Genomic DNA, 11,807 nt, shown 5'->3' with positions numbered 1-11,807 from the left:
GCTATTCTCCACCATGATAAGGGCCTATAGCTCAGCTGGTTAGAGTGCACCCCTGATAAGGGTGAGGTCACAAGTTCAAGTCTTGTTAGGCCCACCATTGGATAGTAATACTAAATTGTTTCAATTGTATTTTTTAATTTTTAGATAGGGTGTTTATAAATTTCTCAAAAGCTTTCATTCCTTGTTCGTTACGTTTAAAAACTCCACAATTTTCTAATACTTCTATAAATGCTTTAGAGATTTCTTCTTGTAGAATTTTTTCTATATTTTTACTACTCATATTCTTATATTTAGGTAGAAAACTTTGAACCCATTGGGCGTGTTTTTTAATCTTTTCATTAGTGTTTATATTTTTATTATTAAGGATATAATCACTTAAAAGTTTTAGTTCTTCTTTGAGTCTAGGAGGCAGTATAGCAAGTCCCATAACTTCTATAAGACCTATATTTTCTTTTTTTATATTATGTAAATGCTCATGTGGATGAAAAATACCAAAAGGATGTTTTTTATCTGTTCTATTGTTTCTTAAAACTAGATCAAGTTCAAATTTAGAATTTTTCATTCTTGCTATTGGAGTAATGGTATTGTGATATATATTTTGAGTTTTTGCTAAAATATTGACGCTTTTATCACTATAGTTTCTCCATTTTTTTAGGATAAAATTTGCCAATTCTATTAATTTTTTATCATCTTTACTTGAAATTCTTATGATGGACAATGGCCATTTGACAATACCAACATCTATATTTTCAAAATTTTTAATTTTAATTTTTTTGTCTATTTTTGCATTATTAAGAGCAAAGGTATGGTTACCTCCTTGAAAATGATCGTGGCTTAAAATAGAACCTCCAACTATAGGCAAATCAGCATTTGATCCTATAAAATAATGAGGAAATATTTTTAGAAAATCAAATAATCTTTCAAAGGTTTTTTTGCAAATTTTCATAGGTGTATGTTTTTGATTAAGAATAATGCAATGTTCTTTATAATAGACATAGGGTGAGTATTGAAAAAACCAATTTTCATTAGCAAGTTTTATAGGCAAAATTCTTAAATTCTGTCTGGCGGGATGGTGATAATTTCCCGCATAAGCTTCATTTTCTCTACATAAAACACATTTAGGATAATCAGTGCTTTTATTTTCTTTGGCTTTAGCAATAGCTTTTGGATCTTTTTCTGGTTTTGAAAGATTGATTGTGATTTGGAATTTTCCATATGTATTTGAGCTTTGCCATTTGATATCTTTTTTAATTTGATAAGTTCTAATGTAATTGCAATCTTGATTGAATTGATAAAAAAAATCACTCGCTTTTTTTGGATCTTTTTGGTAATATTGTTTAAATTGTGAGATTAATTCACTAGGTTTTGGTGTTAAAAGTCCCATAATTTTAACATCAAATAAAGATCTTGCTATACTATTATCTTCACAGAGTTTATTTTTACAAGCATAATCCAATAGAGTATTTAAAATGTCTTCTAATGCCATTTTAGAAATTTTATTTTCTTGTTTATATTCTTGAAGTTCAAAAAGATCAAGCAGGGTATTGATGTGAAAGATTTTGTCTTCTTTTTTAATAAGTTTTTTTTCTATAGCGTAAGAAATAAGTTGATCAATAAGAGAATAAATCATAATTTTGTAGCACCCACATTTCTTATATTTAGCATATAGCAAGAATCTTCACCAAAGACTTTCTTCATATTTTCTTCATATTCTTTTACAAGCTCATAAGGCACAAAAGCTTGAATAGTTCCTGCAAAACCCCCACCATGAACTCTACAAACACCTTTATCTCCTAAAATTTTTTCACTCAAAGCTAGAGCTAAAGCTAAATTTTGCTCTAAAGGTTTGGATAAAGAAAAAATATTTTGTAAAAATTTAAAAGAAGAATCACCTGAATTTTTAACTAAATTTTTAAAGCTTATAAAATCATTACCTTTTAAAGCTTCGGCTTCCTTAAATGCGTTTTGGTTATCTTTAAAAAAATGAATGGCGCGCAAAAGAGCTCTATCATGAATTTTTTCTCTTAGCTTTGCAATATTGTCAAAAAAATCTTTTTCATTTACTTCTCTTAAAACTTTTTTATCAAAAGCTTTGGCTACAAGTTGCATTTCTTGAGTAATTGAAGCATAATCTGAAGTAAGATCCGCATGATTTCCTTTTGTATTTACAATACATAAAAAATAATTACTTTTTTGAAAATCAAAATTTATTTTTTCTACAAAAGGTTTTTGAGGATCTTTAAAATCCATAAAAGAAAAACCTCCTAAGGCACTAGCCATTTGATCCATTAAGCCGCAGGATTTACCAAAATAAATATTTTCAGCATATTGACTTATAAGTGCTATTTGGGTTGGCGGAATTTTAGCATCATTGAATTCATAATTTAAAATAGTGCCAATTAAATTTTCAAAAGCAGCTGAAGAAGAAAGTCCCGAGCCTTTTAAAACATCTGAAGTGATGTAAGCATCAAATCCTTGTATATTATAATCCAAATCTTTAAATTTAGAACAAATTCCTTTTATTAAAGCTTCTGAAGTACCAAATTCATTTTGATTAAGCGTTAGATCATTTAAATCAATTTCTTTAAGATTAAAACCTTCTGAATTAATACAAATAGCATTTTTGTGATTAGGTGTAACTACAGCAATAATATCTAAATTTACAGCAGCAGCTAAAACCATACCATGTTGATGATCAGTATGATTACCACCTATTTCTGTTCTACCTGGAGAAGAATAAAAACTAAAATGACTGTGATCAGGATAAAGTTTTTTAAAATGTTCCAAAGCTTCTAAGTATCTTTGTTCTTGCTGGATTAAAAGTTTTTCTCCATATAATTTTTCTAAATTTTTGTTTAATTTTTGCATTTTTAAAACCTATTGAGAAATTTGTTCTAAACTTTGTTTAGCAATTTGAGTAATTTGATCCCATTTTTTATCTAAAATTAACTCTTTATGGGTAAGCCAAGAACCTCCGACACAAAGAACATTATCTAATTTTAAATAATCATTCATATTATTCAAATTAATTCCACCGGTTGGACAAAAATTTACATTCTGAAAGGGAGCGGAAAATGATTTTAACATATTTATTCCACCTGCGGCTTGTGCTGGAAAAAATTTTAAATTTTCAAAACCAAATTCAAGAGCAAGCATTAATTCACCAGCAGTAGCAATTCCTGGAATTAAAGGCAAATCAATATTTTTTGCTTCTTTAGCAAATACAGCATTTAAACCTGGACTTATGGCAAATTTAGCCCCTGCATTTTTTACTTCCTCTAACATTTTAGCGTTTAATACCGTTCCAGCTCCTACAATAGCTTCTGGAACTTCTTTTGCTATGAGTTTTATAGCTTCAATAGCTTCTTGAGTGCGTAAAGTGATTTCTAAAATTTTAATCCCTCCATCTATCAAAGCTTTTGCTAGATCTACACTCGTTTTTAGATCATAAATTGTAATTACTGGAATGATTTTACTGACTTTTAAAATTTCTTTTGTTTGCATTTTTTCTCCTTTATTTAAAATATCCACCAAAACTCATCGCACCGGTTTCAGCACTTGAGCTTTGTGTTCTAAATCCTGCGAAAAGCTCTCTTCCGCAACCAAAAACCTCTTTCGTTTTAAATTCACTAGCTTTTCTTTGCTTCCATTCTGTTTCATCAATTAAAATTTCAAGAGTGCCATTTTTTGCATCAAGCAAAAGCATATCTCCATCTTTGATTTTAGCTATATTTCCATCAAGTAAAGCTTCAGGACTCATATGGATAGCTGCTGGTACTTTGCCAGAGGCTCCTGACATCCTTCCATCTGTTACTAGTGCAACTTTGAAACCTTGATCTTGTAAAATTCCTAACGGAGGAGTGAGTTTATGCAGTTCTGGCATACCACTTGCTCTTGGACCTTGGTAGGGTAAAACAGCAATAAAATCTTTTTGCAATTCTTTATTTTGAAATCTTGTTAAAAATTCTTGCTGAGAGTGAAATACTATTGCTGGAGCTTTAATAACTTGATGTTCTTCTTTAACGGCTGAAATTTTAATCACGGCTCTTCCTATATTTCCTTTTAAAATTTTAACCCCACCATCTTTTGAGAAAGCATTGTTTATACTTCTTAGTATATTTTCTTCCTTGCTTGCTTTAACCCCATCTTTATAGACTATCTTACCGTCAATTAAGAAAGGATTTTTGGTATAAGCTTGCATTCCTTGACCCATGATAGTTTCTACATCATCATGCAAAAGCCCTTCTTGTAAAAGTTCATTGATGATAAAGGCTAAGCCTCCAGCTGCTTCAAATTGATTGACATCGGCTTTACCATTAGGATAAACCCTTGCTAAAAGTGGGATTATGCTAGAAATAGCGTCAAAATCATCCCAGTTAATGATAATTCCTGCTGCACGAGCTATAGCTACTAGATGGATGGTATGATTAGTTGATCCACCCGTAGCCATCAATCCTATCATAGCGTTGATGATATTTTTTTCACTGATCAGCTCTCCTATAGGTTTGATTTCGTTTTGAGTCATGTGAGTTGCAGCTTCTTTAACTAAAGCTTCTCTTAAAGGTGTATTTGGATTAATAAAAGCAGAATTTGGTAAATGTAGTCCCATAAATTCTATCATCATTTGATTAGAATTAGCCGTTCCATAAAAAGTGCAAGTGCCAATATCATGATACGATTTCATTTCGCTTTCTAAGAGTTTGTCACGTGAAATTTTACCTTCAGCAAAAAGTTGTCTTGTTTTTGATTTTTCATCATTAGAAATCCCGCTAGTCATAGGTCCTGAAGGCACAAAAATACTTGGTAAATGCCCAAAACTTAAGGCTCCTATTAAAAGACCTGGAACGATTTTATCACAAACTCCAAGATAGAAAGCTCCATCAAAAACATTATGAGAAAGAGCTATAGCTACACTCATAGCTATCACATCTCTAGAAAACAGGCTAAGTTCCATTCCCTCATAACCTTGAGTAATACCATCACACATAGCTGGAGTTCCACCAGCAAATTGCCCAAAAGCGTGATTTTTAAATAATTCTTTTTTGATAATATCTGGATAATTTTTAAAAGGTTGGTGAGCTGAAAGCATATCGTTATAAGCGGAAATTATGGCAAAATTTGAATCTTTATTTTCTTTGATTCTTTCTTTTATGTGATCGGGTATGCTAGCATAAGCATGAGCTAAATTTGCACATCCTAAATCCTTTCTTTGAATTTTTCCTCCATGACTTAAAATGCGTTCTAAATAGCTTTCTCTAGTTTTTTGACTTCGTTCTTTTACCTTTTGAGTGATTTGTTCAAGTTTTTTTAAAGCCATATTTATCCTTTATTTAAAATTTATTTTTTTTATTGTAACATTTTTTGTACTTAATTATGCCATAATTTTAGATAAAAATTCTAAAATCTATGTTTTATTATACTGATGATAGTATAAAAAGTTAAAATTTAGTTAAAAGGAAAGATTATGCAAAGTTTTGATTTTATTTTATTTGGAGCTACTGGTGATTTGGCGATGAGAAAGATTTTCCCTTCTCTTTATCAAGCTTATATAGATGGATTTTTGCCTCCTATTGGGAAGATGATTGCTACAGGTAGAAGTGCCTTAAACACGGATCAGTTTATAGAAAAGCTAAATAATAATTCTAAAATTCATATTAAAAATTGTAATGAACAAAAATGGGAAGAATTTACACGTAATATTAAATATCTAAGTATAAATTTAAATGAAACAAAAGATTTTGATCTCTTAAAGGAAAAAATTGATAACAAAAGTCAAAACATTGTTATTTATTTTTCAATTTCACCAGAATTTTTTATTAAAGCATGTGAAAATTTAACTTTGGTGGGACTTAATGATGAGAGAGTAAAGATTATTTTAGAAAAACCTTTGGGTATGGATTTGCAATCTTGTCAAGCCATTAATAACGAAATAGCAAAGTATTATAAAGAAGGACAAATTTATAGAATTGATCATTATTTAGGAAAAGAGAGTATTCAAAATCTTTTAGTATTAAGAGCCTTTAATCCTATTTTTACTTCTTTGTGGGAAAAAGATCATGTTGATTATGTAGAAATCAGTGTTTTTGAAACTTTAGGTGTTGAGGGCAGGGGAGAATTTTATGATAGCACAGGTGCGTTAAGAGATATGATACAAAATCATATTTTACAAATTCTTTCTTTGGTTGCTATGAAAATACCGAAAAAATTGGATGCTGAATCTATTAGGGGTGCAAAACTTGAACTTTTAAAGAGTTTAAAACCTTTAAATGATGAAGATATAAAAAATAACGTTATTAGAGCTCAATATGATAAATCTGGTGAATTTAAGGCTTATTTAGCTGAAGATAACATTAAAGAAAACAGTCAAACTGAAACTTTTGTTGCAATAAAAGCTGAACTTTTAGATGATAACTGGAAAGGAGTTCCATTTTACATTAGAACAGGTAAGAGGATGGCTAGCTCTTTTGCACAAATTGTGATTTATTTTAAAAATAAAGAAGATTTAAATTCTAATCCTAATAAACTTATTATTCGTTTGCAACCAGAAAATCAAATTTCTTTAAATTTAAAGGTTAAAAAAATTGGAAAAACAATGGATTATGAAGAAAATAATTTGATTTTGAATTTAAATAGTGCTTCGGTGATGCAACCATACGAAAGATTAATTTTAGATGTAATTGAAGGTAATCAAGCATCTTTTAACCACAAGGAAGAATTAGAAACAGCTTGGGCTTGGGTTGATCCTATTTTAGAAAACTGGCAAAAAAATAAAACCCCTTTATATTATTATCTTGCCGGAAGTTGGGGACCTAAAGAAGCATTTGATCTTATCCGAAAAGATGGGCATGAATGGCATAATTGCTAATAAAATTTGACATATAGTTTTATATTGAGTAAATTTGAAACATTTTTTCAAAATTTTTAATAAATGATTTATTAATTAATTGTTTATTTAAGTAAAACTTTGTTATATTCTTGCTTGATCAATAATAGAACTAAATGTTTAAGAGTTTTTCATAAAACTAAATAAGGAGGAAAAAATGGCATTCCAAATGTATGAATTTTCGCACATAGAAGAATGCAACAAAGCTCTAGTTGATGCTTTTGTTACATCTGTAAAACAAAATTTATTGACTCAAGATAGTGTGAATTTAGCTTTTTCAGGAGGAAAATCTCCTATTTTGTTTTTAGAAACATTAAGCAAGGAAGCGTGTGATTGGGGAAAGTGTAATATCTCACTAGTTGATGAAAGAATAGTTGATCAGAATCATGAAGATAGTAACGCAAGATTGATTAAAACTCATTTTTTAAAAAATTTAGCCGAAAAAGCATGTTTTAAACCATTTTTTGAAAATACCGATCTTTCTTTAGATGATTTAGTGAAAAACGCAAATATCTTTTACAAGCAACCTGATATTGCTATTCTTGGTATGGGTGCTGATGGTCATACGGCATCTTTATTTCCTGAAGCAGATGAAATTGATTTTGCTTTAACAACAGATCAGAATATAGTCTTGACAACTCCAAAAAACGCTCCTTATAAAAGACTTTCCATGTCTTTATCGGCACTGGAAAGATGTAAAAAATTATTTTTATCAATAGCTACAAATGAAAAAAGAATTGTTTTTGATGAGGCAGCTAAAGGCTTAAATCCAAAATTTCCTATATCTTATATACTTCATTCAAAAAAGGTAATGTGTGATGTCTACTTCTCAAAATAAAAAATCTTATCCAAGACTTTTGGCTGATATTGGAGGTACTAATGCTCGATTTGCATTAGAAACTATACCGGGTAAAATTGATAATGTAGAGGTTTTGGCTTGCCAAGATTACAATACTGTTGTGGATGCAGCAAAAGCTTATTTAAATAAAGTTGGCAATCCAGTAGTTCGATTTGGTGCTTTTGCTATTGCCAATCCTGTTTTAGGAGATTGGGTTCAAATGACAAATCATCATTGGGCTTTTTCTATTGAAACAACAAGACAGGCTTTAAATTTAGAAATTTTGATACTAATCAATGATTTCACAGCTCAAGCTTATGCAATAACCAAAATGCCTCCTTCAGAGCTTATGCAAGTAGGTGGAACTTCTCGCGATTTATATGCGCCTAAAGCTGTTTTGGGTCCAGGAACAGGGCTTGGAGTAAGCGGTTTGATTCCATGTGAAGGGTGTGGCTATATAGCTTTAGCTGGAGAGGGGGGGCATGTTAGTTTTGCACCTTTTGATGATACTGAAATCATGATTTGGCAGTATGCGAAAAAAAAATATGGCCACGTCTCTGCTGAACGTTTTCTAAGCGGATCAGGTTTGGTGCTTATACATGAAGCCTTGGCTAGCAGAGAAGGAATTAAAAATTCAAAGATGACTCCAGAACTCATTAGCGAACAAGCCTTAAGTGGCAAATCTCCTTTATGTCGTTTAACTTTAGATATATTTTGTGCAATGTTAGGAACAGTTTCGTCAAATTTAGCTTTAACTTTAGGAGCTAGAGGAGGAGTGTATCTTTGTGGAGGTATTATTCCTAGATTTATCGATTATTTCAAAACCTCGCCTTTTAGAATACGTTTTGAGAATAAGGGAAGGTTTGATGCTTATTTGGCCGCAATTCCTGTTTATATAGTTTTAGCAAAATACCCAGGTATTAGTGGGGCCGCAGTTGCTTTAGAAAATCATTTAAAAGATTATAATTTAAAACAAGTGAAGGGTGAAAAATGAAATCTTTAACACATTTAAATTCTTATAAAGAACTACATAATCATTTTTTGTCAGTAAAAGACATACATATGAGAGATTTGTTCAAAGAAGATCAAAGTAGAGGAACTAAATATTTTTTAGAAACTGGAGATTTGAAACTCGATTATTCAAAAAATCGTATTGATGATGAAACTTTAAAACTCTTATTTAATTTAGCCAATGAATGCTCTTTAAAAGAAAAAATGGCTGCTATGTTTAAAGGTGAAAAAATCAATACAACCGAAAATAGAGCCGTTTTACACACAGCTTTAAGAAATAAGGGGAATTATCCAATTAAAATTGATGATATGGATATTATGCCTAATGTTAGAGAAGTTTTGACAAAGATGCAAAATTTTTCTGATGCCTTAAGAACAGGAACTTGGCTAGGTTATACAAATCAAGTGATTACCGATGTTGTTAATATAGGAATAGGAGGGTCTGATCTTGGAGCGTTAATGGTGTGTGAAGCTTTAAAGAATTTTGGACATCCAAGATTACATATGCATTTTGTTTCCAATGTAGATGGTACTCAACTACAAGGGGTTTTAGATCAGGTGCATCCTGAAACAACTTTATTTATAGTGGCTTCTAAAACTTTTTCAACTCAAGAAACTTTAACCAATGCATTTACAGCTAGAAAATGGTTTTTAAATCATGCTTTAGATGAAAAGTATATAGCCAAACATTTTGTGGCTGTTTCAACAAATAAAGAAGCGGTGAAAGAATTTGGTATTGATTCAGAAAATATGTTTGAATTTTGGAACTGGGTAGGTGGGCGTTATAGTCTTTGGTCTGCCATAGGTTTGGCTATTATGATTTATTTGGGTAAAGAGAATTTTTCATCCTTATTAGAAGGGGCTTATTTAATGGACGAGCATTTTTATAATGAGCCATTTGAAAAAAATATGCCCGTTCTTTTAGGTTTGATTGGTATTTGGTATATTAATTTTTTTGATGCAGGTAGTCATATCATAGCTCCTTATGATTCTGTATTAAAATATCTTCCTAAATTTATACAGCAATTAGATATGGAAAGCAATGGTAAGCAAGTTAGAAAAGACGGCAAAAAAGTTGATTATGATACAGGCCCTATTATTTGGGGTGATACAGGTATTAATGCTCAACATGCTTTTTTTCAGCTTTTACATCAAGGAACACACTTAAGTCCAATTGATTTGATTGCATCTTTAAGCAAAAAGGGGAGTTTGCCGGGACATCATGAAATTTTACTTAGTAATGTTTTTGCACAAGCTGAGGCTTTTATGAGAGGAAAAACTCTTGAAGAAGTTCAAAAAGAAATGTCTAATAGGGGTTTTAATGAAGATCAAATTCGAAAGCTTGCGCCTCATAGAGTTTTTTCGGGCAATAGACCTAGTAATATTATTTTACTTGAAGAAATTAATCCTAAAAATATAGGTTCTTTAGTAGCCTTATATGAACATAAAATTTTTGTTCAAGGTGTAATTTGGGATATCAATAGTTTTGATCAATGGGGTGTTGAACTTGGCAAAGAGCTTGCTAAAACCATTTTAGCAGAATTGCAAGGAAAAGAAAATCATGATCATGATAGTTCTACAAAACATTTAATTCAAATTTATAAAAAAGCTAATTTAAGCTAGAAAGAGAATATTATGCAAACAAGATCAAATAATTTTGTATTAACAGCACTAACAGCATTATTTTTTGTTATGGGTTTTATTACGGTGCTAAACGACATTTTAATACCCCATCTTAAAGTGATTTTTGAGCTTAATTATTTTGAGGCAGCTTTGGTCCAATTTTGTTTTTTTGGAGCCTATTTTGTAACTGGAGGAATTTTTGGAAAGCTTTTAGAAAAAGTTGGTTATCCTGCAGGAGTTATTTTAGGTTTTATATTAACAGCAATAGGCTGCGTTCTTTTTTATCCTGCAGCTTCTATGGCTTCTTATCCTATATTTTTGGGTGCTTTTTTTATTTTAGCAAGTGGAATCGTCTTACTTCAAACAACAGGAAATCCATTTGTAACTTTACTTGCTCCAGGAAAAGAAGCTACAGCCTTAACTTTAGTACAAGCTTTTAATTCTCTAGGGACAACTTTAGCACCCCTTTTTGGTGCCGCGTTTATACTTTCAGACACTGTAAAATATGCTAGCAAAATAGAAGAAGCACAATCGGTGCAAGTTCCTTATTTGGGAATTGCTGGAGTTTTAATACTTTTAGCTGTGGTGATTTATCTTTTAAAACTCCCAGATGTAAGAGAAAAAGCCGAACAAGTCAGTAATGAAAACCATGATGGAAAGAAAAGTGTATTTGAATACTCTCATTTTGTTTTAGGTGCAGCGGCTATATTTTTTTATGTTGGAGCCGAAGTATCTATAGGATCTTTTTTGATTTTGACTATGAAAGAGTTTGCAGGCATAGAAGAAATAGCAGGAGCAAAATATATAGTTTTTTATTGGGGTGGAACTATGATAGGAAGATTTGTAGGAAGTGCTATTATGACTAAAATTGCTCCAAATAAATGTTTAGCATTTAATTCTATTATGAATATTTGTTTGATTACATTAGCTGTTTTGGTTAGTGGTGGAACAGTTGGTATGATAGCATTAATATTAATTGGATTATTTAACTCTATTATGTTTCCAACTATTTTTTCTTTAGCAACGAAAAATTTAGGTAAATTTACAAGCCAAGCTTCTGGAATTATCAACATGGCTATTGTTGGCGGTGCTCTTATGCCACCTGTTCAAGGTTTAGTAGCTGATTATTTTAATTTGCTTTTATCTTATATAGTTCCGATGCTTTGTTACTTTTTTGTTTTATTTTTTGCTTTGAAAGGATACAAGACTCGATAATTTTCGAATAAAAAGTGAATTCCTCACTTTTTATTTCATATTCCCTTAAGCTTATTTTGTATATAATTGCAACTTTTACTCCACTTTAAGAACCATACGTATTTTATTTAATAAAATTATAACCAAAATCTTAAAGTGTGTTCTATTTACTTACCAATGTTAAAAGTCACAAGCAAGTTTTAAAAACAATTTTACTGAACTTGTTAAAGAATAAAATTTTAATTATCTTTTTCTTTA

9 protein-coding genes and 1 tRNA gene are annotated in these 11,807 nt (G+C 30.7%); 6 read left to right on the top strand and 4 right to left on the bottom strand.

What is annotated here, in order from left to right; genetic code table 11:
• Nucleotides 1-20 precede the first annotated feature (20 nt).
• Nucleotides 21-97: transfer RNA gene (locus CQA76_RS08350), tRNA-Ile, on the top strand.
• A gap of 36 nt (nucleotides 98-133) precedes the next feature.
• Here the strand turns inward: CQA76_RS08350 and CQA76_RS08345 are convergent.
• From CQA76_RS08345 to edd, 4 genes are read right to left on the bottom strand one after another with little or no spacing between them, the layout of a single operon-like run.
• Nucleotides 134-1,630: a UDP-glucose--hexose-1-phosphate uridylyltransferase gene (locus tag CQA76_RS08345; RefSeq protein WP_137622939.1), complete on the bottom strand. Its 1,497-nt coding sequence runs from the start codon at nucleotides 1,628-1,630 to the stop codon at nucleotides 134-136.
• Entirely contained in the window at nucleotides 1,627-2,868 is a 1,242-nt protein-coding gene (locus tag CQA76_RS08340; RefSeq protein WP_137622938.1) for a galactokinase, read from the bottom strand. The genes CQA76_RS08345 and CQA76_RS08340 overlap by 4 nt, the downstream gene beginning before the upstream one ends.
• Before the next feature lie 9 nt (nucleotides 2,869-2,877).
• On the bottom strand, nucleotides 2,878-3,504 hold the full coding sequence (locus CQA76_RS08335) for a bifunctional 4-hydroxy-2-oxoglutarate aldolase/2-dehydro-3-deoxy-phosphogluconate aldolase (RefSeq protein WP_137622937.1): 627 nt from the start codon (nucleotides 3,502-3,504) through the stop codon (nucleotides 2,878-2,880).
• A gap of 10 nt (nucleotides 3,505-3,514) precedes the next feature.
• Nucleotides 3,515-5,317 carry a phosphogluconate dehydratase gene (gene edd, locus CQA76_RS08330; protein WP_137622936.1) on the bottom strand — a complete coding sequence of 601 codons (1,803 nt, stop codon included), beginning with the start codon at nucleotides 5,315-5,317 and terminating at the stop codon, nucleotides 3,515-3,517.
• A 147-nt stretch (nucleotides 5,318-5,464) separates the two neighbouring features.
• Here edd and zwf point away from each other — a divergent pair, with 147 nt between their 5' ends.
• The 5 genes from zwf to CQA76_RS08305 all read left to right on the top strand — a co-directional run bounded on the left by zwf (nucleotide 5,465) and on the right by CQA76_RS08305 (nucleotide 11,570).
• On the top strand, nucleotides 5,465-6,865 hold the full coding sequence (zwf, locus tag CQA76_RS08325) for a glucose-6-phosphate dehydrogenase (RefSeq protein ID WP_137622935.1): 1,401 nt from the start codon (nucleotides 5,465-5,467) through the stop codon (nucleotides 6,863-6,865).
• Nucleotides 6,866-7,040: 175 nt separating this feature from the next.
• Entirely contained in the window at nucleotides 7,041-7,721 is a 681-nt protein-coding gene (pgl, locus tag CQA76_RS08320; RefSeq protein ID WP_137622934.1) for a 6-phosphogluconolactonase, read from the top strand.
• Nucleotides 7,702-8,715 carry a glucokinase gene (locus CQA76_RS08315; RefSeq protein WP_137622933.1) on the top strand — a complete coding sequence of 338 codons (1,014 nt, stop codon included), beginning with the start codon at nucleotides 7,702-7,704 and terminating at the stop codon, nucleotides 8,713-8,715. Before pgl ends, CQA76_RS08315 begins: the two co-directional genes overlap by 20 nt.
• On the top strand, nucleotides 8,712-10,355 hold the full coding sequence (gene pgi / locus CQA76_RS08310; protein WP_137622932.1) for a glucose-6-phosphate isomerase: 1,644 nt from the start codon (nucleotides 8,712-8,714) through the stop codon (nucleotides 10,353-10,355). The genes CQA76_RS08315 and pgi overlap by 4 nt, the downstream gene beginning before the upstream one ends.
• 12 nt (nucleotides 10,356-10,367) lie before the next feature.
• Nucleotides 10,368-11,570: a sugar MFS transporter gene (locus CQA76_RS08305; protein ID WP_137622931.1), complete on the top strand. Its 1,203-nt coding sequence runs from the start codon at nucleotides 10,368-10,370 to the stop codon at nucleotides 11,568-11,570.
• The last annotated feature ends 237 nt before the right edge of the window (nucleotides 11,571-11,807 follow it).

The sequence above is a fragment of the Campylobacter aviculae genome (assembly GCF_005406215.1).
In the GTDB taxonomy this organism is placed as follows: Bacteria; Campylobacterota; Campylobacteria; order Campylobacterales; family Campylobacteraceae; genus Campylobacter_D; species Campylobacter_D aviculae.
The sequence above is the reverse complement of the archived record's forward strand: the minus strand, read 5'-3'. Positions and strand labels throughout refer to the sequence as shown.

Bases quoted from the DNA above. Each gene is read 5' to 3' on its own strand.
- CQA76_RS08305 (WP_137622931.1), top strand. From the start codon at position 10,368: ATGCAAACAAGATCAAATAATTTTGTATTAACAGCACTAACAGCATTA.
- zwf (WP_137622935.1), top strand. From the start codon at position 5,465: ATGCAAAGTTTTGATTTTATTTTATTTGGAGCTACTGGTGATTTGGCG.
- edd (WP_137622936.1), bottom strand. From the start codon at position 5,317: ATGGCTTTAAAAAAACTTGAACAAATCACTCAAAAGGTAAAAGAACGA.
- CQA76_RS08340 (WP_137622938.1), bottom strand. From the start codon at position 2,868: ATGCAAAAATTAAACAAAAATTTAGAAAAATTATATGGAGAAAAACTT.
- pgl (WP_137622934.1), top strand. From the start codon at position 7,041: ATGGCATTCCAAATGTATGAATTTTCGCACATAGAAGAATGCAACAAA.
- pgi (WP_137622932.1), top strand. From the start codon at position 8,712: ATGAAATCTTTAACACATTTAAATTCTTATAAAGAACTACATAATCAT.
- CQA76_RS08345 (WP_137622939.1), bottom strand. From the start codon at position 1,630: ATGATTTATTCTCTTATTGATCAACTTATTTCTTACGCTATAGAAAAA.
- CQA76_RS08335 (WP_137622937.1), bottom strand. From the start codon at position 3,504: ATGCAAACAAAAGAAATTTTAAAAGTCAGTAAAATCATTCCAGTAATT.
- CQA76_RS08315 (WP_137622933.1), top strand. From the start codon at position 7,702: ATGTCTACTTCTCAAAATAAAAAATCTTATCCAAGACTTTTGGCTGAT.